This window comes from Spirillospora sp. NPDC047418, from assembly GCF_040643275.1.
Lineage (GTDB): Bacteria > Actinomycetota > Actinomycetes > Streptosporangiales > Streptosporangiaceae > Spirillospora.
In genome coordinates this window covers 1-22,684 of the sequence record NZ_JBEYTW010000009.1, presented here as the reverse complement: position 1 = coordinate 22,684, position 22,684 = coordinate 1, and the positions used below count along the sequence as shown (strand labels likewise).

General features: G+C 75.0%; 18 protein-coding genes, 1 rRNA gene and 2 pseudogenes. 5 read left to right on the top strand and 16 right to left on the bottom strand.

Annotated elements, in window-relative coordinates; genetic code table 11:
- Positions 1-30 precede the first annotated feature (30 nt).
- Positions 31-390: a hypothetical protein gene (locus ABZ806_RS07680; protein ID WP_500216052.1), complete on the top strand. Its 360-nt coding sequence runs from the start codon at positions 31-33 to the stop codon at positions 388-390.
- 4 nt (positions 391-394) lie between these two features.
- Here the strand turns inward: ABZ806_RS07680 and ABZ806_RS07675 are convergent, their stop codons facing one another.
- The 11 genes and pseudogenes from ABZ806_RS07675 to ABZ806_RS07625 all read right to left on the bottom strand — a co-directional run bounded on the left by ABZ806_RS07675 (position 395) and on the right by ABZ806_RS07625 (position 14,395).
- A complete protein-coding gene (locus tag ABZ806_RS07675) occupies positions 395-2,590 on the bottom strand; it encodes an acyl-CoA dehydrogenase family protein (protein ID WP_500216051.1) in 2,196 nt (731 codons plus the stop codon).
- Between the two features lie 77 nt (positions 2,591-2,667).
- Positions 2,668-3,681, bottom strand: coding sequence for a TerC family protein (locus ABZ806_RS07670; RefSeq protein ID WP_500216050.1), 1,014 nt, complete (start codon positions 3,679-3,681; stop codon positions 2,668-2,670).
- A gap of 233 nt (positions 3,682-3,914) precedes the next feature.
- Positions 3,915-5,111, bottom strand: a complete 1,197-nt coding sequence (locus tag ABZ806_RS07665) for a glycosyltransferase family 4 protein (RefSeq protein ID WP_500216049.1) — start codon at positions 5,109-5,111, stop codon at positions 3,915-3,917.
- Positions 5,104-6,765: a murein biosynthesis integral membrane protein MurJ gene (gene murJ / locus ABZ806_RS07660; RefSeq protein WP_500216048.1), complete on the bottom strand. Its 1,662-nt coding sequence runs from the start codon at positions 6,763-6,765 to the stop codon at positions 5,104-5,106. The genes ABZ806_RS07665 and murJ overlap by 8 nt, the downstream gene beginning before the upstream one ends.
- A 228-nt stretch (positions 6,766-6,993) precedes the next feature.
- A pseudogene (locus tag ABZ806_RS07655) lies at positions 6,994-7,893 on the bottom strand (hypothetical protein); the annotation flags it as partial.
- 4 nt (positions 7,894-7,897) lie between these two features.
- Positions 7,898-8,854: a copper transporter gene (locus ABZ806_RS07650; RefSeq protein WP_500216047.1), complete on the bottom strand. Its 957-nt coding sequence runs from the start codon at positions 8,852-8,854 to the stop codon at positions 7,898-7,900.
- A complete protein-coding gene (gene steA, locus ABZ806_RS07645) occupies positions 8,851-10,236 on the bottom strand; it encodes a putative cytokinetic ring protein SteA (protein ID WP_500216046.1) in 1,386 nt (461 codons plus the stop codon). The genes ABZ806_RS07650 and steA overlap by 4 nt, the downstream gene beginning before the upstream one ends.
- 82 nt (positions 10,237-10,318) lie before the next feature.
- On the bottom strand, positions 10,319-12,037 hold the full coding sequence (gene recN, locus ABZ806_RS07640) for a DNA repair protein RecN (protein ID WP_500216045.1): 1,719 nt from the start codon (positions 12,035-12,037) through the stop codon (positions 10,319-10,321).
- 207 nt (positions 12,038-12,244) lie between these two features.
- Positions 12,245-13,135, bottom strand: a pseudogene (locus tag ABZ806_RS07635) (NAD kinase); the annotation flags it as partial.
- Between the two features lie 127 nt (positions 13,136-13,262).
- The gene (locus tag ABZ806_RS07630; RefSeq protein WP_500216044.1) at positions 13,263-14,066 is read right to left on the bottom strand and encodes a TlyA family RNA methyltransferase; all 804 of its coding nucleotides are present in this window, start codon (positions 14,064-14,066) and stop codon (positions 13,263-13,265) included.
- The gene (locus tag ABZ806_RS07625) at positions 14,063-14,395 is read right to left on the bottom strand and encodes a hypothetical protein (protein ID WP_500216043.1); all 333 of its coding nucleotides are present in this window, start codon (positions 14,393-14,395) and stop codon (positions 14,063-14,065) included. Before ABZ806_RS07625 ends, ABZ806_RS07630 begins: the two co-directional genes overlap by 4 nt.
- A 112-nt stretch (positions 14,396-14,507) precedes the next feature.
- Here ABZ806_RS07625 and ABZ806_RS07620 point away from each other — a divergent pair, with 112 nt between their 5' ends.
- Entirely contained in the window at positions 14,508-14,849 is a 342-nt protein-coding gene (locus ABZ806_RS07620; protein ID WP_500216042.1) for an SCP2 sterol-binding domain-containing protein, read from the top strand.
- On the opposite strand, the gene ABZ806_RS07615 is transcribed toward ABZ806_RS07620, so the two are convergent.
- Positions 14,846-15,847, bottom strand: coding sequence for an HAD-IIA family hydrolase (locus tag ABZ806_RS07615; RefSeq protein WP_500216185.1), 1,002 nt, complete (start codon positions 15,845-15,847; stop codon positions 14,846-14,848). The two genes, ABZ806_RS07620 and ABZ806_RS07615, sit on opposite strands and share 4 nt — an antisense overlap.
- Before the next feature lie 34 nt (positions 15,848-15,881).
- Positions 15,882-16,370: a tetratricopeptide repeat protein gene (locus ABZ806_RS07610; RefSeq protein WP_500216041.1), complete on the bottom strand. Its 489-nt coding sequence runs from the start codon at positions 16,368-16,370 to the stop codon at positions 15,882-15,884.
- 66 nt (positions 16,371-16,436) lie between these two features.
- Here ABZ806_RS07610 and ABZ806_RS07605 point away from each other — a divergent pair, with 66 nt between their 5' ends.
- Both ABZ806_RS07605 and ABZ806_RS07600 read left to right on the top strand, forming a co-directional pair.
- Positions 16,437-17,786, top strand: a complete 1,350-nt coding sequence (locus ABZ806_RS07605) for a DUF1015 family protein (protein ID WP_500216040.1) — start codon at positions 16,437-16,439, stop codon at positions 17,784-17,786.
- 7 nt (positions 17,787-17,793) lie between these two features.
- The gene (locus ABZ806_RS07600; protein WP_500216039.1) at positions 17,794-18,732 is read left to right on the top strand and encodes an MBL fold metallo-hydrolase; all 939 of its coding nucleotides are present in this window, start codon (positions 17,794-17,796) and stop codon (positions 18,730-18,732) included.
- A 10-nt stretch (positions 18,733-18,742) separates the two neighbouring features.
- On the opposite strand, the gene ABZ806_RS07595 is transcribed toward ABZ806_RS07600, so the two are convergent.
- Together ABZ806_RS07595 and ABZ806_RS07590 are read right to left on the bottom strand one after the other, a co-directional pair.
- Positions 18,743-19,909, bottom strand: a complete 1,167-nt coding sequence (locus ABZ806_RS07595; protein WP_500216038.1) for an alkaline phosphatase PhoX — start codon at positions 19,907-19,909, stop codon at positions 18,743-18,745.
- 104 nt (positions 19,910-20,013) lie between these two features.
- Positions 20,014-21,087: a hypothetical protein gene (locus tag ABZ806_RS07590; RefSeq protein WP_500216037.1), complete on the bottom strand. Its 1,074-nt coding sequence runs from the start codon at positions 21,085-21,087 to the stop codon at positions 20,014-20,016.
- On the opposite strand from ABZ806_RS07590, the gene ABZ806_RS07585 reads away from it, so the two are divergent.
- Positions 21,076-22,278, top strand: coding sequence for a hypothetical protein (locus tag ABZ806_RS07585; protein WP_500216036.1), 1,203 nt, complete (start codon positions 21,076-21,078; stop codon positions 22,276-22,278). The two genes, ABZ806_RS07590 and ABZ806_RS07585, sit on opposite strands and share 12 nt — an antisense overlap.
- A gap of 313 nt (positions 22,279-22,591) precedes the next feature.
- Here ABZ806_RS07585 and rrf read toward each other — a convergent pair.
- Positions 22,592-22,684, bottom strand: a 5S ribosomal RNA gene (rrf, locus tag ABZ806_RS07580); the annotation flags it as partial.

Sequence of the window (22,684 nt, the reverse complement as noted above, 5' to 3'; positions counted from 1 at the left end):
CGCGGCGGGCCGCCCGCCTATAACGGAGCCATGACCACCCCACGACTGCCGCGCGAGGACCTCACGGCGGCGATGGCGGCCCGGCGCGAGCTCGGGCCCGACTACGACGACGCCTTCATCGAGACGGTCGTGGACCGCATCGAGGAGGCCCTCGACGCCCGCGCCGCCACCGCGCCGCGGGCCGGGCGCCGTCCGGCACCCGGCCCGCGGCCCGGCGTGGAGCACATGGCCGCGGCACGCGATCACAGCCTGGCCATGGCCGTGCTGTCCCTGCTGGCCGCGATCCCGCTGAGCGCGATCGCCGTCGTCAACGCCGGCCTCGCCGGCCTGCTGATCGCCCTCGCCGGCATCGTGCTGGTGAACGCCACCTACACCTTCCGGCCGCGCTAGCGCCCTACTTGCGGGGCTCCGGGTCGCGGGGGAGGCCGAGGATGCGCTCGCCGATGATGTTCAGCTGGACCTCCGTCGTGCCGCCGTAGATGGTCATCGCGCGGCTGAACAGCATGGCGCGCGCCACGATGCCGCTCTCGGCCATGGGGACCTCGGTGGCGGCGGCCGTGCCCTGCGCGGCCCAGCAGTAGTCGGCGACGTCCTGGTTGAACTGGACGCCGAGGAGCTTGCGGACGCTGGCCTCCGCGCCCGGCTCCACGCCGTTCAGCTGCTTGAGGGTGGTGCGCAGGCCGAGCAGGTCGATCGACTGGCCCTGCGCGACGAGCCTGCCGACCTCGGCGGCGGCGACGGCGTCCGGCTCCCGGTTCTCGAAGAACCGCAGCAGCTCGGGGACGCCCATGCCGAGTCCGCCGCCGGTCGACAGCGACACGCGCTCGTTGGACAGCGTGTTGCGGGCGACCTGCCAGCCCCGGTTCACCTCGCCGACGACCTGCTCGTCCGGGACGAACACGCCGTCCAGGAACACCTCGTTGAACAGCGCCTCGCCGGTCAGCTCGCGCAGCGGGCGGACGTCCACCCCCGCGGCCTTCATGTCGACCAGGAAGTAGGTGATGCCGTCGTGCTTGGCCGCGTCCGGGTCGGTGCGGGCGATGCAGAAGCCCCACTGGGCGTGCTGCGCCAGGGACGTCCAGATCTTCTGGCCGGTGAGCTTCCAGCCGCCCTCGACCCGCTCCGCCTTCATCGACAGCGACGCGAGGTCGGAGCCGGCGCCCGGCTCGGAGAACAGCTGGCACCACACGATCTGCCCGCGCAGCGTCGGGCGCAGGAACCGCTCCTTCTGCTCCTGCGACGCGTAGCGGACGAGGGAGGGCACCAGCCACGCGCCGATCCCGAGGTTCGGCGCCTTGACCTTGGCGGCCCGCAGCTCCTGCTGGATGAGGATCTGCTCGACCGGCCCCGCCTCCCGGCCCCACGGCTTCGGGAAGTGCGGGACGGACCAGCCCTCGTCGCCCATCCGGGCGGCCAGCTCCTGCTTGTCCTCGATCGCGGCCAGTTCGGCGACCTCGGCGCGGATGCGCTCGCGCAGCGGCTGGGCGTCCTCGTCCAGTTCGAGGACGACCTCGCGGCGGCCCCCGCCGAGGGCGAGCCGGGCGACCTCGGCGGCCCAGTCCTTGGACGGGCCGAGCAGCGACCGGAGCGTGAGGGCGCGGCGCAGGTAGACGTGCGCGTCGTGCTCCCAGGTGAAGCCGATGCCGCCGAGGATCTGGATGGCGTCGCGGGCCGTCTGCACGCCGGCGTCGACCGCGATCACGGCCGAGACGGCGGCGGCGAACCCGGCGTCGCCGGCGCCCTCGTCCAGCGAGCGGGAGGCGTCCCACGCGGCGGCGCGGGCCTGCTCCAGCGCGATGAGCGCGCGGGCCGCCTTGTGCTTGACGCCCTGGAACTGGCCGATCGGGCGGCCGAACTGCTCGCGGACCTTGGCGTACTCGGCGGCGGTCTCCACCAGCCACCCGGCCAGGCCCGCGGCCTCGGCGCCGAACAGCGCGGCGGCGAGGTCCCTGACCCGGCCGGCGGTGAGGCCGTCGGCGACGCGGTCGGCGGCGACGGCCACCTGCGAGGCCTCGACGGCGGCGACGCGGCGGACCCGGTCCAGGCTCGCGACCGGGGTGACCGCGAGGTCGGCGGCGTCGACCGCGACCCACTGCTCCCCGTCCTCGGCCGCGACCGGCAGGACGATCACGTCGGCGAGCGCGGCGCCGAGCACCGTCCCGGACGTGCCGGACACCAGCAGGGAGTCGCCGTCGCGGCGGCCGGTCAGCGCGCCGTCCAGCGCGACCGCGGCCGTCTTGGACCCGTCGGCGAGCGCGGGCAGCAGCTCCGCGCGCAGCTTGGCGTTGCTGGACGCGTCGATGACCGCGCTCGCCAGGACGGTCGGCAGGAACGGGCCGGGCGCGGCGGCGCGGCCCAGCTCCTCCAGCACGACCGACAGCTCCAGCAGCCCGTAGCCCTGCCCGCCGTGCTCCTCGGCCAGGTGCAGGCCCAGCAGGCCCTGCTCCGCCAGGGCGGGCCAGAACCCGGGCCCGGCCTCCTGCTCGGCGTCCAGCACGGCCCGGACGGCCGTCGCCGGGATATTGCGCTCGGCGAAGCCGCGCACCGATTCGGCGAGCGCCTCGTGCTCCTCGGTCAGCCCGATGGCCATGCGTCACCCTCTCTCAGACCTTTTGACCGAGATTCTAGAACAGGATTCGGGTCCGTGGGGAGGGGAGGTGCCCGGGGTCAGCTCTCCCGCGACGCGGCGGCGTCCTTCTCCTGCGCCCCGACCTCCTCCAGCGGCTCGCGCAGCCCCTGGTCCGACGGCTTGCGGCCGACCGCGAGGCTCGCCACCGTGGTGGCCGCGAGCGTCCCGGCGATGACGGCGAGGGACAGCCAGATCGGGATGTCCGGCGCCCACGCGACACCGTACTCGTGCAGCGCGTGGAAGATCAGCTTGACCCCGATGAAGCCGAGGATGAACGCCAGCCCGTGCGCGAGGTAGACCAGCCGGTCGGTGAGGCCGCCGATCAGGAAGTACAGCTGGACCAGGCCCATCAGCGCGAACGCGTTGGCGGTGAAGACCAGGTACGGCTCGGTCGTCAGCCCGAAGATCGCCGGGATGGAGTCCAGCGCGAACAGCACGTCGGTGGAGCCGATCGCGATCATCACGATGGCCATCGGGGTCATCAGCCGGCGGCCGTCGCGCCGGGTCACGAACCGGCTGCCCTCGTACTCGTCGGACGTGGGGATGACGCGCTTGGCCCACCGCAGCAGGCGGTTCTCCTTGAACTCGTCCTCATCGTCGCCGCGCACCAGGCCGATCGCGGTCCAGAGCAGGAACGCGCCGAAGATGAAGAAGACCCACGTGAAGGTCGAGATCGCGGCGGCGCCGACCGCGATGAACAGGCCGCGCAGCAGCAGCGCGATCACGATGCCCGCCATCAGCACCGTGTGCTGCGCCTGCTTCGGCACGGCGAACCGCGCGAGGATCACCATGAACACGAACAGGTTGTCGACGCTCAGGCTCTTCTCGGTGACGAACCCGCCGAAGTACTCGCCGGCGTACCGGCCTCCGGCGAACAGCCACACGCCGAGCCCGAACAGGACGGCGAGGCTGATGTAGACCGTGGACCAGAAGGCGGCCCTGCGGGTCGTGAACTCCCGCGAGTCGTTCCTGTGGATCAGGAACAGGTCGGCGGCGATGACGGCGAGGATGCCTGCGATGGTCAGGCCCCACACCATGGGTGTAACGGTCAACGTGAACACCTCCAGCGGACACGAACGAGCGCTGGAGGTCTCTCCCGCCCTGAGAGCGATGCGGGCCACGGAACCCGGGCCGGTACGGACCGACCGTATTGACGAGAACCGTGCGCGGGGATACTCCCCTCCAATTGCCTACTCCAACGCGGGCCGGTGCGGGGGCGTTCCCTGGTCCGCCGCAATTTTCCGGCCCGGTTCCGAACCATGTCCCCGGTTGGCGCATCCAAGGCTCAGCGCCGGGTGTCGGTCAGCTCCCGGTAGACGCCCGCGAGCTGGTCGACGGCGTCGTCCTCGCCGGGCAGCAGCGCCGACCGCTCGGCGGCGGCCGAGCCGAGCCGCGCGGCGAGCGACGGGTCGTCCAGGACGCGGCTCACCGCCCGCTCCAGCGCCTCCGCGTCGCCCGGCGGCACCAGCAGGGCCGCGTCGCTCTCCGGCCCGTGCAGCAGCGCGTCCCCGGCGGGCCGCCCCGCCCCGACCATGCCCGGGATGCCGCCGACACGGGTCGCCACCAGCGGCCTGCCGGCCCGCAGGATCTCCTGGACGATCAGCGGCTGCCCCTCCCACACGCTCGGCAGCACCGCCACGTCGCACGCGGCCAGCAGGCCGGGGACGTCCGAGCGGTGGCCGAGCAGCCGGACGGGCAGGTCCTCGGCCTCGATCCGGGCGCGCAGCTCGTCCTCCAGCGGGCCGCCGCCGGCGATCGCGACGAGCGGCGGCGGGGTGCGCGCCGCCCAGACCGCGGCGGCGTCCAGCAGCGTGGGCAGGCCCTTCTGCGCGGCGAGCCGCCCCACCGTGAGGAGCAGCGGCCGCTCCCCCGCGCCGAGCTCGGCCCGCAGGTCGGCGCGGACGGCCGGGCCCGGCTGCTCCCGGGGCGCCGGGGCGGGCACGATCGCGTGCCCCACCGACCGGGCGCCGAGGGCGCGCATCCGCTCCTCCAGGTCGGGCGAGACGCCGAGGACGCGCGCGGCCCCGCGGGCCACGACGCGTTCCAGCGCCCCGTACACCGCGGCCGTCCGGCCGCCGGCGATCACGGCGTTGTGCAGGGTGACGACCAGCGGCGCGCCGCCCCGGGAGAACCGCAGCGGCCCCGGCGCGACCCGCGCGCCCGCCGCCACCGCGAGCGCGCCCGCCCGCAGCCCGTGCGCGTGCACGACGTCGGCGCCGCGCAGCAGCGACCGCAGCCGCGCCACGGCCCGCGCGTCGCGCACCGGGCGCGGCCGGTCGGCGAAGTCGACGGCCGCGAAGCGGACGCCGCCGCCGCCGAACCCGAACTGCTCCTCGGTTCGCGGCGGCCCGCACACGAGCACGCGGGCGCCGCGCCCGGCGAGCCCGGCCGCGACGGACCGGACGTGCCGCCCGACGCCGCCCGCGCTGGTGCCGAGGACGAGCGCGACGCGCAGCCCGTCCAGGTCCCGGTTGTCAGCCATTGCGTGTCACCTTCCGGGTGAGGACGGCGCGCAGGTCGCGCCCGTCGAGCACGAAAGCGATGATCAGGAACACCCCGCCGGCGACCAGCGCGGCGAGCGCCCCGGTCCCGACGTTGCGCAGCTCCCCGGCCGGCCCGGTGCCGCCGGGGCCGAGCAGCGCGGCGACCGCGTACCCGGCGCCGCCGCCCGCCGCGCCGCCGAGCACCCCGGCCGCGACCGCGCGCGGCAGGCCCTGCGCCGCCGCGGCGCCGCGGGCGCGCACGAGCGTGCCGAGCAGCAGCACGCCCGCGACGGTCATCCCGGCGGCGTTGCCGATGCCGAGGGCCGCGACGACCCACTGCCGGTCGACCGACATCACCAGCGCGACGTCGGCGCCCATCACGACCGCCCAGCCCGCGACGATCGCCGCCGCGCCCATCCTGCCCCGGTGGCACGCGAACAGGACGCGCTGGAGATGGGCGACGAGCCCGTACCCGAGCAGGCCGGGCGCGAACGCGAGCACCGCCCGCGACAGCACCTCCTGCTGGTCGGGATGGCCGGGGTTGAACACCGCCGCGATCGGGACGGCGACGGCGGCGAGCGCGGCGGCGCCCGCGCACGACACCAGGATCACCGCGCGGGTCGTGGACGCGGTGACCTGGTCGAACCGCTCCTGGTCCCCGGCGCTCATCCGGGCCGACAGCAGCGGGAACGCGCTGGTCGCGATCGGCACGGCCAGGATCGCCCACGGCAGCAGGTAGATCGCCCACGCGTACTGGTAGTTGGCGAGCGCGCCGCCCGTCCCCTCGTAGCTGAGCCGGACGACCAGCAGCGCCGACAGCTGCTGCGCCGCGACCGTGGCGAGGCCGGCCAGCGCGAGCCGCCGCACCCGGCGCGCCACCCCGTCCGGGAAGCGCAGCGTGGGGCGCAGGCCGAGCCGCAGCCGCCACGCCGCGATCCCGGCGGTCGCCGCCATCGCGACGCCGCCGAGCGTCGTCCCGACCGACAGCGTCAGCTCCGCGTCCAGCGGCAGGCCGGCGAGGTCGTTCTCGAAGCCGCGGCCGAGCGGCGCGTAGGCGGCGTAGGCGGCGATCACCACCAGGCTCGACATGAGCGGCGCCAGCGCGGGCGCGACGAACCTGCGGTGCGACTGCAGCAGCCCGTACAGGACGACCGCCATCCCGTACATCACCATCTGCGCCGACATGATCGCGAGCATGGTGGAGCCGACGTCGACGATGTCGCCGCGCGAGCAGCCCTGCAGGTCGCCGCCGACCAGCGCCTCCATGATCGGGCGGGCGCCGAGCGCCATCAGCGCCGACAGCGGCACCATCAGCAGCACGATCCAGGTGAGCAGCGCCGACCCGATCCGGCGGACCTGCTCGCGGTCGCCGCGCTCGGCGGGCCCGGCGAGCACCGGCACGACCATGCTGGCGAGCGCGCCGCCCGCGACGATCTCGTAGACGATGCTGGGGAACTGCGTCGAGGTGAAGTACGCCTGGCTCAGGCAGGACGTGGTGACCGTCTGGGAGAAGGCGTAGGTGCGCCCGAAGCCGGCCAGCCGCGACAGGACGGTGATGACCGCGATGACGACCGCGGCGCCCGCCAGGCCGCCGGTCAGCCGGCGCACGGCCGGGGACCGCCGGGCCGGCGGGGGCGTTTCGGGAGGGGTCACGCGCGTGGCTGCTCCGCGGGGGCCGTTCCGCCGCGCCTAGGCCGGGCCCGCGGCGACGCCGCCGCCCACCGGACCGCCGCCCGCTCGGCCCTCGCCCACCGGGCCGCCGCCGGACACGCTCTCGCCCACCGGGCCACTGCCCGCCTGCCCGCCGCCGGACACGGCCTCGCCCGCTGCCCCGGCCGGCGGCGGCACGGCCGGGCGGAACGCGTCGTCCCCGTCCGCCTTCCCGGCGTCGTCCGCCCTGCCGGCGGGGACGGGGACGGCGGCCGGCCGGCGGCCGAGCATGTCGATCCGGTTCAGCACCGGGTTGCCCGCGATCACCTTGGTGAAGCTGACGACCTCGCTGGCGGCGTTCAGCCCGGCGAGCCCGGCCAGTACGGCGAGCCGCGGCCGCCGCCCGAGCCGGGTCGCGGCGAGGCCGAGCAGCGCGCCGAGCGCGTTGGCGCCGGTGTCGCCGAGCATCGCGCGCTCGCCGAGGTCCTCGGGCAGCAGCGCGGCGGCGGCGCCGAGCGGCGCCGCGACGGCGGCCGGGCCGGACCGGGTCAGCGCCAGCGGGGCGCCGGTGATCAGCCCCACCTTGATCGCCCGCCCGGGGCGCAGGTCGAACAGGTTCATCAGGTTCGCGGACCCGGCGATGATCGCGCCGTCGACGAGCGCGTCGAATGCGCGGCCGGTCCGGGTGGGGGCGGGCGACCCGGCGACCGCGGCGGCGGCCAGCCCGGTCGCGCCGATGCCGAGGATCTTCACCGCGCCGCTGGTGACCTCGCCGCGGGCGAGCGCGGTGAGGTGGCCCTTGAAGCCGCGGGACGCACCCGACCCCGCGAGGTCGTCGTACCCGCCGAGGACGCCGGATCCGGCGCCCGCGAGCAGCGCGGCGGCGCGCATCCGGCCGGTGCCGCCGGGGGCGAGCAGCCCGGCCGCGGCGGCGCCCGCGACGAACGCGGGGCCCTCCAGCAGCGTCACCGGCTCGCCGCGGTGGTTGGTGCGGCCCCAGACGTCCTCGCCCGGCAGGCCGTTCAGCCCGGGGGGCCGCCGGGTCAGCGCGGCGTAGGCGGCGCGCGCCGCCACCGCGCCGAGGGCGGTGCCCGCCGCGAGCCGCGCGCCCCTCGCGATGCCTCGTCCCATCAGGTCACCCGTTCTTCCCCGCCGTGGGCGCGGGCGAGGGCAGGTAGCCGCTCACGCCGGCGCCCGTCCCGTACTGCCCGGACTTGCCGCCGATCTCCTTCTGCAGCGCCAGGATCGCCACGACCTGCCCGGACGGGGTGTCCACCACGTCCACGGTGGAGACCGAGTCGCCGGCGTCGGAGTCGCGCAGCGCCGCGATCAGCCCGCCCTCCTGCGCGGAGTTCGGCGGGCCACCGACGACGGTACCGCGCCCGGCGGCGTCGAGGGCGGCGGCCAGCGAGATCAGCGCCTTGTTGTCGGCGTCGCCGCCGTCGTAGGCGTAGGCGGCGGCGGGCGCGACCATGACGGCGAGCGTCGCGTGCTGGCCCGGCTTGCCGCTGGTGGTGACGTACCCGGCCTCCTTGAAGCCGTTGAGGACGGCGCCGCCGACGGCGTCCTCCCGGCCGGACTTGCCGGGGTCCTTGGTGACGAGGGCGTTCGCCAGCACCGCGCCCGCCTTGTCGTAGGGGCTCGCGTCGGCGGGGAACGCCACGTCGTCGGCCTTCAGCTGGGTGGACAGCTCGTCGACGGTCGTCTGCTGGTCGTCGTCCAGGAGCTTCTTCTGGATCGTGACGCGGCCGGTGACGGCGGCGCCCGCGTCCTTCGCCAGCTCGCTGACCTGCTCGATGCTGTCGTTGCCGGCGCCGGGAGTCTCGACCAGCACGACCGACTGGCCCTTCAGCCGGTTCGCGACGATCTGCGGCGACAGCACCTGGGTGAACTGCTCCTGGCCGTCCACGCGGTGCTGCAGGTCGCGCTGCGCCAGCCGGGCCTGCTGGGCGGTCTTGGCCGCCGAGCCGGCCTGCTGGCGCAGCGTGTCGCTGACCGAGTCCGACAGGGTGGTGGAGCCGAGCACGATGCCGAGCGCCAGCGCGAGGAAGATCGCGACGATGGAGACGAGGTGGTAACGGAAATCGATCACGTGAAGAGTCCGGTCAGCCAGAAGACGAAGGCGTGCCAGCGGTCGGCGATCAGGGGACTGATGACGTCCCCCGCCGGTGACATGGCGACGGCGGTGACGATGGCGATGAACGCGCCGAGGACGAGGAACAGCAGCGACCAGGTGGAGATGCGGCTGCGGTAGAGCCTGCTGACGCCCTTGGCGTCGACGAGCTTACTGCCCACCCGGAGCCGGGTGAGGAACGTGCTGGCCATGCCGGCCCGGCCCTTGTCGAGGAACTCCACCATGTTGGCGTGCGTGCCGACCGCGACGATCAGGGTGGCGCCCTTGTCGTCGGCGAGCAGCATCGCGATGTCCTCGCTGGTGGCGGTGGCCGGGAAGACGACGGCCTCCTGCCCGAGCTCGTGGACGCGCTTCAGGCCCGGCGCGCGGCCGTCCCGGTAGGCGTGCACGACGATCTCCGCGCCGCAGGTGAGCGCGTCGTCGGACACCGAGTCCATGTCGCCGACGATCATGTCGGGGCGGTAGCCGGCCTCCAGCAGCGCGTCGGCGCCGCCGTCCACCCCGATCAGCACCGGGCGGTACTCGCGGATGTAGGGCCGCAGGGTCGCGATGTCCTCGCGGTAGTGGTAGCCGCGGACGACGATGAGCGCGTGCCGGCCGCCGATCCGGGTGCTGACGTCGGGGACGCCGACGCCGTCGATGAGCAGGTCGCGCTCGCGCTTGACGTACTCCATCGTGTTGGCGACGAACGCCTCGAGCTGGGACGCGAGCCCCGCCTTGGCCTCGGTCAGCGCCGTCTCGACGGTCCCGGCGGTCTGCTCGGTGCCCTTGGCGACGACGTCCTCGCCGCGGTGCACGGCGGGGCCCTCGACGCGGACCTGCTCGCCCTCGCGCAGCTTGGTGAAGATCTCCGGGCCGACGTCGTCCACCAGCGGGATGCCCGCCTCGATGAGGATCTGCGGGCCGAGGTTCGGGTACCGCCCGGAGATGCTCGGCGCCACGTTCACCACGGCGCCGACCTCGCAGGACACCAGCGCCTCGGCGCTGACGCGGTCGAGGTCGACGTGGTCGATCACCGCGACGTCGCCGGGCTGCAGCCGCTTGGTCAGGTCCTTGGTGCGCCGGTCGAGCCGGGCGGTGGCGGTGACCCCGGACCGGCCGTCGTCGCGGCCGCGGCCGAGCGCGCGGACGCGCCGCGGCAGCTTCAGGGCGGGCCGGGCGCCGCGCCCGGTGACCGGCCCGGCGGCGGGACCGCCGACCGGCTCGGTGGCCGGCTCGCCGGTCGGCCGGGTGGCCCGTTCGCCGGGCGGCCCGGTGGCCGGTTCGCCGGACGGCCCGGCGGTCGGCTCCGTGGTCGGCTCGGCTGCGCCGGGATCGGTGGTGGGTGACGGGTCGTTCATCACCGACCATCCTGCCAGAGCGCCGAAGTGAACGCCGGAAAGCACGACTGTCCAGGCGTGTCCATTCGCGTACCGTCTGTAATTATTGGCCTGGTTGCCGTTCTTCGGCGGCCATCGCGAGGAGTTCCTCCGCGTGGGCGCGGCCGAGCTCGGAGTCCTCCAGGCCGGCCAGCATCCGCGACAGCTCGCGGACCCGCGCGTCCCGGTCGAGGGCGGTGACGCCGCTGCTGGTCACGGTGCCGTCGTCGGACTTCTCCACCAGCAGGTGCTGGTCGGCGAACGCCGCGACCTGCGGCAGGTGCGTGACGACGATCACCTGGGCGTTGCGGGCCAGCCGCGCCAGCCGCCGCCCGATCTCCACCGCGGCCTTGCCGCCGACGCCGGCGTCGACCTCGTCGAACACAAAGGTCGGGACGGGGTCGGCGCCCGCGAACACGACCTCGATCGCCAGCATCACCCGGGACAGCTCGCCGCCGGACGCGCCCTTGTGCAGCGGCAGCGGCGGCGACCCGGGGTGCGGCGCGAGCCGCACCTCCACCTCGTCGACGCCGTGCGGCCCGTAGTCGCCGGCCGGGTTCACGGTGACCGAGACGCGGGCGTGCGGCATCGCCAGGGCCGTCAGCTCCTCGGTGACGGCGCCGGAGAACCGCTCGGCGGCGCGGCTGCGGACCGCGGTCAGCTCGGCCGCCTCGGCGGCGAGCCGCTCGGTCAGCTCGGCGTGCTCGGCGCGCAGCTCGTCGATGCGGTCGTCGTCGCCCTCCAGCTCGGTGAGGCGGGCCGCGGCCGTCCGCGCCCACTCCAGGACCTGCGCGGCCGTCCCCTCCGCGCCGCCGTACTTGCGGGTCAGCGCGGTCACCTCGGCGCGCCGCTCCTGGACGGCGGCGAGCCGCGCCGGGTCGGCGTCCACCGACTCGGCGTAGGACGCGAGGTCGGTGCCGACATCGGAGACGAGGTAGCCGGCCTCGGTGAGCCGGTCGGCGAGCCCGGCCAGCTCCGGGTCGTGGTCGCGGACGGCGTCCAGGGCGTTGCGGGCCTGCCCGAGCAGGCTCGTCACGTTCGCCGCCTCGAACGCGGCGGCCGGGTCGCCGAGCAGCGCCTCGTGCGCGGTGTCGGCGGCGCCGTGCAGCGCGTCGGCGTGGCCGAGCCGCTCCTCCTCGGCGGCGAGCTCGGCGTCCTCGCCGTCCTTGGGGTCGGCCTTCTCGATCTCCGCCAGGCCGAAGCGGAGCACGTCGGCCTCCTGGGACCGCTCGCGCGCCCGCGTCGTCAGCTCCTCCAGCAGCGCCGTGACCTGCCGGTGCCGCTGGTAGGCCTTGGTGTAGGCGCGCATCGGCTTGGTCAGCGCGCCGCCCGCGTACCGGTCGAGCGCGGCGCGCTGCCGCCCGGCCTGCAGCAGCCGCTGCTGGTCGGACTGGCCGTGCACGGCGACCAGGTCGTCGGCCAGGGTGATCAGCACGCTCACCGGGACGGACCGGCCGCCGAGGAACGCGCGGGAGCGGCCCTCCGCCGACACCGACCGGCTGATGATCAGCGCGCCGTCGTCCAGCTCGCCGCCGGCCTCCTCGACCCGCTCCACCGCGCGGCCGCCCGGATCGACGGCGATCCGGCCCTCGACCGTGGCGCGGCCCGCGCCCGGCCGGACCCGCTGCGGGTCGGCGCGGCCGCCGAACAGCAGCCCGAGGCTGGTGACCACCATGGTCTTGCCCGCCCCGGTCTCCCCGGTCACCACGTTGAAACCGGGCGACAGATCGAGCACGGCCTCGTCGATCACCCCGAGGCCCTGGATCCGCACCTCATCGACCATCGGTCGCACCGGCGTCACAACCCTCCGCAAAAGAACCCCGATCGGCGCCTGTGGAGATTATCCTCTCTGCCCGCCCGCCGCTCCCCCCGCCGATTCGCCGGGACCGCCGTCCGGCGCGGATCCCGGCTCCGGGCACCCGGCGATGCCGCCGGCCCCCGGAGCGTCCCCGACCTGCGAGTCCCCCAGCGGCGGGGACGGCCGGGACGGCTGCCTGACCCGTCCGCGCCAGCCCGTCACGGGCAGCCCGAACTTGGTGACCAGCCGGTCGGTGAACGGGGTGAGGTGCAGCCGCGCGAGCCGCACCGGGTGCGCGCCGCGGCGCACCTCCACCCGCGCGCCCGGCGGCAGGTCGAGGGTGCGGCGCCCATCGCACCACAGCACGGCGCGGGGCGTGCCCGGCAGCACCTCCACCGCCACCGACGAGCGCGGCGACACCACCAGCGGGCGGGCGAACAGCGAGTGCGCGCTGATCGGCACGACGAGCATCGCCTCCACCTCCGGCCACACCACGGGCCCGCCGGCGGAGAACGCGTACGCGGTGGAGCCGGTCGGTGTGGCGCACACCACCCCGTCGCAGCCCCAGTTCGACAGGGGCCGCCCGTCGATCTCGGCGACGACCTCCAGCATCCGCTCCCGCTCGGCCTTCTCGATGCTCGCCTCGTTCAGCGCCCACGTCGTCCCGAGCACGGTGCCGTTGCGGCGCGCGGTGACGTCCACGGTCATCCGCTCCTCGACCTCGTAGCGGCGGTCGCAGACCCGGTCGACGGTGGCGGCGAGGTCCTCCCGCTCGGCCTCGGCGAGGAACCCGACGTGGCCGAGGTTCACGCCGAGCAGCGGGGCCCCGGACGGGCGGGTCAGGTCGGCGGCGCGCAGCAGCGTCCCGTCGCCGCCGAGGACCATGACGACCTCGGCGTCGTCGGCGGCCGCCGGGGTGCTCGGCATGACCTGCACGCCCGCGCAGCCGATCATCGCGGCCTCGTCCTCCAGGACCCGGATCCGGATCCCGGCCTCGCTGAGCCGCGCGATGACCAACTGCGCGCTGCGGACGGCCTCCGGCCGACCGGTGTGCGTCACGACCAGCACCGACCTTGTGCTCATGCTCTCGCCCCACTCCCCGCCGCGCTCCGGCGTACGGACGTCTGGACGAACGTCCCCGGTGCGGACGTTCCCGGTTCGGACGCTCTCTGTACGTTCCGGAGACCCGCTCCGTTCGCAGGCTCGCCGATCACCGCGGGCCCTCCTCGATCGCCTTCGCCAGGGCCTCGTCATCGAGCGGCGGGGCACCTGCCCGCAGCCACAAGAAGTACTCCACGTTCCCCGACGGCCCCGGCAGCGGGCTCGCCGCCACCCCGCGGACGCCCAGCCCGAGCGTCGCCGCGTGCCCGGCCACGCCCCGCACGGCCTCCGCGCGCAGTTCCGGGTCGCGCACGACGCCTCCGGCGCCGACCCGGTCCCTGCCGACCTCGAACTGGGGCTTGACCATGACCGCGTAGTCGGCGCCGGGGGCGACGCACGCCCGCACCGGCCCGAGCACGAGCTTCAGCGAGATGAACGACAGGTCGCCGACGACGAGATCGGGCGGCGGGTCGCCGAGCGCGCCCGGCCGCAGCTCGCGGATGTTGACCCGCTCCATCACGGTGACCCGCTCGTCGGTCCGCAGCGACCAGGCGATCTGCCCGTAGCCGACGTCGACCGCGTAGACGTGCGCGGCGCCCGCGCGCAGCAGGACGTCGGTGAACCCGCCGGTGGAGGCGCCGGCGTCCAGGCAGGTGCGCCCCTTGACCTCCAGGCCGGTGAACGCCTCCAGCGCGCCCGCGAGCTTGTGCCCGCCGCGCGAGACGTAGTCGGGCCCGCCGGCGGCCTCCTCGACGAGGATCGCGGCCCCGGCCTCGACCTGCGTCGCGGCCTTCGCCGCCCGCTGCCCGCCGACCCGCACCCGCCCGTCGGCGATGAGCTGCCCGGCGTGCTCGCGCGACCGCGCGAGCCTGCGCCGCACGAGTTCGGCGTCCAGCCTCCGCCTGGTGCTCACGGGCGGGGGCGGACCGTGTCGGGGAAGGCGGGGCGCGGCGGCCGCGGCGGCTGCGGCGGCCCGGCCGGCTCGTCCTGCCCGGCGGACGCGAGCAGCTCCTGGAGGCGCCGGTGGACGTCCTCGAAGATCTCCACGTGCTCGTGCACGGGCCGCCCGCCGAGGCCGCCGAGCGGCGCCACGGCGGCGTCCACGCGCGGGTCGCCGGTCGGCTCGGGCGGCGGCGCGGCCGGGAACTGCGGCTCGGGCTCGGGCGCCGGCGGCACGACGGCGTGCGCCGCACCCTCGGCCGGGGCCTCCGGCACCGCCTCCGCGCCCTCGTCGGACATCACGTCTGCCTCCCAATCGGCCCCGGGGCGCCCGTGCCGAGTCGCCTCCACCTCACCCCGAACGCTACCGTCCCTACCCGACATCGTTGCCGGGCGAAGGGGGAACTGCCTGATCATGGCGAACGAGGAGGACTGCCGTGCGGCGCTGGAGCGGGTCGCGGCCCGGCTGGCGGAGGTGGACGCCGACCGGCTCGCCGCGCACGTCGTCGAGCGGACGATCAGCTGCCGCATCCCCGACCTCGGGCTGGCCTTCCGGTCCCGGCTCCACGGGGGCGGTCTCGACCCGTTCGAGCCCGACGGCGACCCCGGCTCCGCGCAGGTGCGGCTGACCGTGGACAGCGACGACCTCGTCGCGATGGCGCACGACGAGCTGCACCCGGCCAAGGCGTGGGCGGCCGGCCGCGTCAAGATCGAGGCGAGCATCTTCGACCTGCTGCGCCTGCGGAAGCTGCTCTAGAGCGGCAGGCCCTCCAGTGCCTCGGTGAAGGCTTCGGCGGGCGGCGGCTCCTCGGTCTCCCAGGCGGCGGACGCGAGGGCGCGCAGGCCGTCGTAGGGGTCGCCGGAACCGGTGAGGGCGAACGCCTCGCCGGTGCGGCGGGCCATCCAGCCCCGGCAGGTGTGCCCGCCGTCCGCGCGGACGGTCTCGGGATGCGGGACGAGCAGCCCGGTCAGGTCGGCGGCCAGGTAGCTGGGGCGGCGGTTCGGCGGGGCGGTGAGCACCTGCAGGGGGTCGGTGACCCCGGTGAAGACCAGCAGGCTGTCGGCGCCGCCGTTGCGGGCGCCCTCGATGTCGGTGTCCAGGCGGTCGCCCACGACGAGGGGGCGCCGCGCGCCGGTGCGCAGGATCGACTCCTGGTGCAGGGGCCGTTCGGGCTTGCCGGTGACGATCGGCTCGACGCCCGTCGCGGCGCTGATCACCCGGAGCAGCGCCCCGTTGCCGGGATGCGGTGGCCCGTCGCCGCCGGGGATGGTCAGGTCGCCGTTGGAGCCGACGAACAGGGCGCCCATGCCGACGGCCTGCGCCCCCTCCGAGAGCGCCCCGTAGGTGAGGCCGGGGTGGTAGCCCTGCGCGACGGCGGGGGGCCGTCCCGCCGCCGTCGACACGGGGCGCAGACCGTGCTGGTAGAGGGCGTGGCGCAGGCCCATGCCGCCGACCACGAGCACCTCCGAGCCCGCGGGCAGCCGCTCGGCGAGCAGCCGCGCGGCGGCCTGCGCGGAGGTCACCACGTCCGCCGGGTCGGCGGGGACGCCGACCTCGGTGAGCAGCGCCGCGACGGCCGACGGGGTGCGGGAGGCGTTGTTGGTCACGAACGCGAGCCGCTGCCCGGCGGCGCGGGCCTTGGCGAGCGAGTCCGCCGCCGCCGGGACGGGCCTGCGGCCGACGTAGACGACCCCGTCGAGGTCGAGCAGGGCGACATCGTACGCCTCGCTCAGGGGACGGTCGCTGCCTTTCATCGCGCTCCTCATGCGTGCGATCGTACGGGGGTTGTTACCGGCGGGTAGGACCGGGTCGGCGGCGCGCCGCGAGGGTGGCCCTGGCCTGCCGCAGCGCCTTGGCGTAGTCCTGGTTGTCGGGGCGCATGGCGGTGGCGAGCGCGAGTTGCTCGACGGCGCCCTCGAAGTCGCCGAGCCGGCTGAGCGACAGCCCGAGCCCGAACCGCGCGTAGTCCTCGGCGGGCTCCTCCTCGACGATCCGGCGGAAGCTCGCCGCCGCCGCGCCGAACCGGCGGGCGCCGAACTGGGCGCGGGCGAGCGCCTCCCGGATGCTGTGCGACCCCGGCTCGGCCTCGGCCGCCCTGGTCAGCAGCTGGAGCGCGGCGGCGGCACTGCCCGACCGCAGCAGCTCCAGGCCGCGCGTGTACCACTCGTAGACCCCGCCCTCCGGCGAGGCCGCGCGCTCCCCCGGGGCGTCGCCCGGGTCGCCGGCGTCGCCGCCGGTCGGGGAATCCTCCGGCCGCCCAGGCCCTTGACCACTCATATGGACCTCCCCTCGGATCAGTACGACCGTACCCGCCGGGGCGCCGCACGCCTCCCGGTGAATACCATGCCCAGCGTGGACGACGACCTCTCCTCCGGCCTCGCGCCGGAGGAGTTCAGCGCCCGGATCTTCGGGACGGCGGGGCCGCGCACGGGCGCGGGCCTGGCGCTGGCCCCGTTCCGCGGCGTCCGGTTCGTCCCCGAGGTGGCCGGCGACCCGGCGGCGGTGACCATGCCGCCCTACGACCTGATCGACGAGGCCGCGGCGCTGCGGCTGCTGGCGGGCGGCGGGCACAACATCGTCCGGCTCAACCTGCCGCGCGCCGCCGGGGAGAGCTACGCCGCGGCGGGCGAGCGGCTCCGCCGCTGGCTGGACGAGGGCGCGCTCGCCGTCGACCCGGACCCGGCCCTGTACGTCTACGAGGCGTCCCGCGGCGGCACGGTCCTGCAGCGCGGCCTCATCGGCGGGCTGGGCCTGCGCGCGGAGGCCGACGGGGTCGTGCTGCCGCACGAGAACGTCTTCCCCGGCCCGGTCCGCGACCGGCTCGCGCTGATGACGGCCGCGAACGCCAACCTGGAACCGATCTTCCTGGTGTACGAGGGCGGCGGCGGCGCGGCCCGCGTCGTCGACGACGCCGCCTCGTCCGCGCCGCTCGTGGAGTTCGACGCCGACGACGGGCTGACGCACCGGCTGTGGCGCGTCACCGACCCCACCGCGCACGCGCGCGTCGCCGCCGACCTGCGCGACAAGCGGGCCCTCATCGCCGACGGCCACCACCGCTACGCCACCTACCGCGCCCTCCAGGCGCGCCGCCACGCGGCCGGAGACGGTCCCGGACCCTGGGACGAGGGACTGGCGCTCCTGGTCGACTCGACGCGCTACCCGCCGCATCTGGGCGCGATCCACCGGGTCCTGCCCGGCCTGCGCCCCGACGACGCGGTGGAGCGGGCGCGCAAGGCGTTCCGCGTCACCGAGTTCCCGGACGAGGCGTCCGCCATCGAAGCGCTCGCCGATGCGCATGGGCCCGCGTTCCTCCTCGGCGGGGGCGACGCCCTGCACCTCCTCACCGACCCCGACGAGGACGCGATCGCGCGCTGCAGGCCTTCCGGGCACTCCACGCGCTGGAGCAGGCTCGACACCGCCGTCCTGGACTACCTCCTCATCGGCGCCCTGTGGAACGTCCCGGAGAACGAGGAGGCCATCGAGGTGGTGCACGACGACCCGTCCGCCGCAATCGGACGCGCCCGGCGCACGGGCGGCACGGCGGTCGTCCTGAACCCGCTCAAGGTCGCGGACGTGCTCGCCATCGCGGGCGAGGGCGAGCGGGTGCCGCGCAAGTCGACCTCGTTCGGGCCCAAGCCGCGCACCGGCCTCGTCCTGCGGCTTCTCGACCCGGACGACCCCGAGGGTCCATGATCGGAGGATGGACACCGCGACCACGATCACACCGCTCGGCGGGGACGTCTACGAGATCGACACCCGGATGGCCGGCTACAGCGGCATCACCGCCGGATACCTGATCCTGGCCGACCGGCCATGCCTGGTGGAGCCCGGCACGTCCGGCTCGGCGCCCGTGGTGCAGGCGGCGCTGCGGGAACTGGGCATCGGGGCGGACGACCTGGCGACCGTGGTGGTGACCCACATCCACCTCGACCACGCGGGCGGCGTCGGCGACATCGCGCAGATGTACCCGGGGGCGGAGGTCGTCGTCCACGAGAAGGGCGCGCGGCACCTGGCCGACCCGGCGCGGCTCATGCGCAGCGCCCGCATGGTGTACGGGGACAGCCTCGACACCTTGTTCGGGGAACTGAAGCCGACGGACGCGTCCCGGATCCGTGCCGTCGAGGACACCGGCGTCATCGACCTCGGCGGCGGGCGGCGGCTGGAGTCGCACTACTCCCCCGGCCACGCCAAGCACCATGTCGGGCTGATGGACTCCCACACCGGCGACCTGTACGTGGGCGACGCCGCCGGCATCTACATCCCGGAGACGGCGGACGTGAAGCCCGCGACACCGCCGCCCGACTTCGACCTGGACACGGCGCTGGAGTCCCTCGGCAAGTTCCGGTCGCTCGGCCCGCAGCGGCTGCTGTTCGCGCACTACGGGCCCGTCAGCGAGGTGGACGGCACGCTCGAACGGTCGGCAGAGGAACTGCGCGTCTGGGTGGACGCCGTCCAGGACGCCAAGGACCAGGACCTCGACCTCGACCACGCCGTCGCCATGGTCGTGGACCACACCAGGCACCGCTACGCCATCATGGCCGACGACGTCGACCCCGCCCTGGTCGCCAAGTACGAGGTGCTGAACAGCGCCGAGAGCAACGTCACGGGCATCCTGCACGCGTTGAGCAGGCACGCGTGAGCTCGTTGTGTCAGCGGCGGAACGGGCCGGTGACCTCGAACGTGTAGCCGTCCGTCCCGGCGATGAACCCGCTCTTGCCACGCTGGGACGAGAAGTACAGGCGCCCGCCGTCCGGGCTGAACGCGCAACCGGTGATCTCCGACTCGTCGTGGCCCAGGACGCGCAGGAACGGTGTCACGATCCCGTCCGTGGTGATGAGGTTGATCTCCATGTTGTCGCCGTCCTCGGCGACGTACAGCTCACCGGCCGCCGTGGCGGTCACCGCGTCGACGCCGTGCAGGGGCGCTTCGCCGCCGGTGACGAGGTCGTCGTCATAGGCGATGTCCAGCCGTTCGCCGGCCGCGTCATAGGCCCACACGCGGTTGTCGCCCTTGGTGGTGAAGTAGCAGACGCCGTGCGTGTAGTAGCAGCCTTCGCCGCCGTCAAAGCGCATGGCGTCCGCGACCTGCTCACGGGTCGGCGTCAGCCAGAACCGCGGGCTCGGCACCTTCGCCCACCGGACGGGCCCCGTCCCGGAGCCGACCAGGACTTCGAGCGTCCCCGACGACAGGTCGCCCCACGTCTTCGGCCGGAACCGGTAGAAGCAGCCGTCGCCCTGGTCCTCGGTCAGGTAGACGACCTCGCGTTCGGGGTCGGACGCGGCGGCCTCGTGCTTGAACCTGCCCATCGCCGGACGCGGCACCGCCGCGTTCCGCCCCCGCGGATCCGTCTCGTAGACGAGCCCGAAGTCGTGCTCCTCGCACGACAGCCACGTGTTCCACGGCGTCGCCCCGCCGGAGCAGTTCAACGTCGTGCCGTTCAGGATCCGGTACGCGGACGTCACCTTCCCGGACGCGTCGAACCGCATGGCGGACACGCCGCCGACGACGGGGACCTCCGAATTGCTGACGTAGATCCAGCCGTCGCCGTCGGGGAAGCAGGCACCGCCGTCGGGCGCGGGATGCCAGGTGTACCCGGTCCCCTCCACGCGCTGCAGCGACCGCGCCACGACACGGCTCGTGAACCCGTCCGGCAGCTGCAGCCCGTTGCCGTCCACGGCCTTCAGCGGGCCGTACGGGCTCGGGCCTGGCTGCGCGGGCCCCGCGGCGAAAGCCTGCTGCCACAGGGCTCCGGAGAACACGGCCGTGCCGCCGGCGACGGCGGTGGCGCGCAGGAACATACGTCGGTCCAGGGACATGACTCTCCTAAGGAGTCGATCACCGCCGGACTGATCCGGCGGCCCCCGAACAGCGCGGTCCCGTGAATATCCGGGAAACCTACCCGCCAGTCAAGTACCGGTGGTCAATCCCCTGCCGGGGGCCGCTCCTCGCCGTCCGCCGGCTTCGGCTCCAGGAACACCGCCGGGGCCTGCGGAGCGTCCTCCTCGGACGCCTCCAGCACCTCGGGCTCGGCGGGCATGAACGCGATGTCGGTGGCCGCCGCGGGCTCCGCCGACACCTCGTCCCCAGCAGGACCACCGTCCCCGACGTCCTCCCCGCCGTCGGCACCGCTCTCGCCGCCGCGATCCTCATCGCCGCGATCCTCGTCGATGGGGGCCTCGTCGATGGGGGCCTCGTCGATGGGCGCCTCGACGGTGGGCGCCTCGACGGTGGGCGCCTCGACGGTGGGCGCCTCGACGGTGGGCGCCTCGACGGTGGGCGCCTCGACGGTGGGCGCCTCGACGCCGCGATCCTCGTCGATGGGAGCATCCTCGATGGGAGCTTCATCCGTCGGAGCTTCATCAATGGGGGCTCCGTCGGTGATCTCGACCCCTTCGTCCTCCTCTTCCTCGGTGTCAAGGATGTGGAGTCCCTCGATTTCGGCGTACCGCTCGGCGGCGTCCGTATCGCCGTCCCGGTCGGCCGCCGCCGCGCGCGCGAACCAGTCGCCGGCCTCGTCGTCGCGTCCCGCCTCCGCGAGCGCGTCCGCGTAGGCGTAGAACAGCCGCATCGACCAGGGCCGGAGCCGCCGGTCCCGCAGTTCGGGGATCTGGAGGGTGACGACGGCCGCGTCGTACTGCCCCATGTCGCGGCGCACGCCCGACTCCACGATGCGCAACTCGACGCGTCCGCCCTGGTCGAGCCTCTCCGCCTCCGGCGACTTGATCAGGTCGAGGGCGCGCTCGGGACGGCCGAGGCCGCGCTCGCAGTCGACCATCACCGGCAGGTAGGAGTCGTCGCCGGCACCGAGCCGCCGTGCGGCGCGCAGCTCGGCGAGCGCCTCCGCCCATTCGCCCGCGTGGTACGCCGCGATCCCGGCGGCCTCCCGGACGATCCCGACCCGCGACGCCAGCCGCCGCGCCGCCTTCGCGTGCTTGTAGGACTGCTCCGGCTCGTCCTCGGCCAGCCGCCCCGCCATCACCAGGTGCTGCGCCACCTTCGCCGCCAGCTCCTTCGGCAGCGTGCGGAGCTCGGCGCGCGCGTCGGCGTCCAGTTCCTCGCCGGTGACGTCGTCCGGCAGCAGCGGATCATCGTGCCTGGGACGTTCCTGCTCCTCGGTCCGCGGCCGTCTGTCCTGGCGGTCGCGCGGAGGCCCGTAGGAGCGTCCGCCCTCCTGGGGACGCTTCGGACCGCGCCCCTTGAAGGGCCTGTCCCGGTCCCCGGGACTCCCTTCACGCCTGCCCTCGAACCGTCGCCCGCCCTGGCGGTCGTCACGGTCCTTGAACCGCCGCTCCTGCGACGGCCCGTCGAACCGGCGCTCGCCCGGACGTCCGTCGTCACGGCCCGGCCGGTCGTCTCGATCCTTGAACCGCCGCTCCCGCGGCGGCCCGTCGAACCGGCGCTCGCCCTGGCCCCCACCGGGACGTCCCTCACGCCGCGGGCCACTGCCCTGGCGGGGCCCGGCGAAGCCGCCGGAACGCCCTTCCTTGCGCTCGCCGCCCTGACCGCCGAACCGACGCTCCCCGGGCTTGCCCTGTCCGCCGCGCGGACCGTCGAACCGCCGCTCACCCGGCTTGCCCTGTCCGCCGCGCGGACCGTCGAACCGCCGCTCACCCGGCTTGCCCGATCCGCCGCGCGGACCATCGAACCGGCGCTCACCAGACCGGCCACCGTGCGGGCCATCGGATCGCCGCTCACCGGGTCCGCCCTGACCGCGCTGCCCTTCGTACCGCCGCTCACCCGGCCGACCCTGGCCACCGCCCTGTCCGCCGAAGCGACGCTCACCGGGCGCGCCCTGTCCGCCGCGCTGTCCCTCGTATCGCCGCTCACCAGACCGGCCCTGACCAGCACCCTGGCCGCCGAACCGACGCTCGCCAGGCCCGCCCTGGCCGCCGCGGGAGCCTTCGTATCGCCGCTCGCCCGGCTTGCCCGGTCCGCCACCCTGGCCGCCGAACCGGCGCTCGCCGGGGCCGCCCTGACCGGTCCTGGGTCCACCGGACCGCCTATCCGCGGGCTTGTTCCCCCCGCTGCGCGGGCCCTCGAACCGGCCTTCACCGCGGTCACGGCGCGGGCCGCCGAAACGACCGTCGCGGCGGTCGTCCGGACGTCCCTCACCGGAGCCGGTACGCCGATCATCGGAACGCTTGAACGGACGGCCGGGCTTCCGGTCATCACGCTGACCGCGTGAGTCCCGGTCCTTCCAACCACCGCTCGCAGGGCGGCCGCGCCCACCTTGCGGGCCGCCGGCGCGGGGCGTACCGCCACGAGGTCCGCCGCCCTGGCCACCGCGGGCGCCGCCCCCACGACGGGGCGGCGTGTTCCGCCGCCCGTTGTCGCCCCGCCGCTCGCGGCTGTCGTCGCCCCGGCCGTCCTCTTCCGCGCTCATCACGTCCGTCACTGTTCTTGAAGGTGTTCGTGGATACTTGCAGCCTACTTTGGCAGGACCACGACATGCGTCGAGGGCCGCCCCGATAAATCGGAGCGACCCTCGACCAATTCATGTCCGGCGGCGTCCTACTCTCCCACACGGTCTCCCATGCAGTACCATCGGCGCTGAAGGGCTTAACTTCCGGGTTCGGGATGGGACCGGGTGT

Excerpts from the sequence above, each read along its gene's own strand:
- ABZ806_RS07620 (WP_500216042.1), top strand. The coding sequence starts at position 14,508 with ATGGCGAACGAGGAGGACTGCCGTGCGGCGCTGGAGCGGGTCGCGGCC.
- ABZ806_RS07615 (WP_500216185.1), bottom strand. The coding sequence starts at position 15,847 with ATGAAAGGCAGCGACCGTCCCCTGAGCGAGGCGTACGATGTCGCCCTG.
- ABZ806_RS07680 (WP_500216052.1), top strand. The coding sequence starts at position 31 with ATGACCACCCCACGACTGCCGCGCGAGGACCTCACGGCGGCGATGGCG.
- ABZ806_RS07665 (WP_500216049.1), bottom strand. The coding sequence starts at position 5,111 with ATGGCTGACAACCGGGACCTGGACGGGCTGCGCGTCGCGCTCGTCCTC.
- ABZ806_RS07675 (WP_500216051.1), bottom strand. The coding sequence starts at position 2,590 with ATGGCCATCGGGCTGACCGAGGAGCACGAGGCGCTCGCCGAATCGGTG.
- steA (WP_500216046.1), bottom strand. The coding sequence starts at position 10,236 with ATGAACGACCCGTCACCCACCACCGATCCCGGCGCAGCCGAGCCGACC.
- ABZ806_RS07605 (WP_500216040.1), top strand. The coding sequence starts at position 16,437 with ATGCCCAGCGTGGACGACGACCTCTCCTCCGGCCTCGCGCCGGAGGAG.
- ABZ806_RS07600 (WP_500216039.1), top strand. The coding sequence starts at position 17,794 with ATGGACACCGCGACCACGATCACACCGCTCGGCGGGGACGTCTACGAG.
- ABZ806_RS07610 (WP_500216041.1), bottom strand. The coding sequence starts at position 16,370 with ATGAGTGGTCAAGGGCCTGGGCGGCCGGAGGATTCCCCGACCGGCGGC.
- recN (WP_500216045.1), bottom strand. The coding sequence starts at position 12,037 with ATGGTCGATGAGGTGCGGATCCAGGGCCTCGGGGTGATCGACGAGGCC.
- ABZ806_RS07595 (WP_500216038.1), bottom strand. The coding sequence starts at position 19,909 with ATGTCCCTGGACCGACGTATGTTCCTGCGCGCCACCGCCGTCGCCGGC.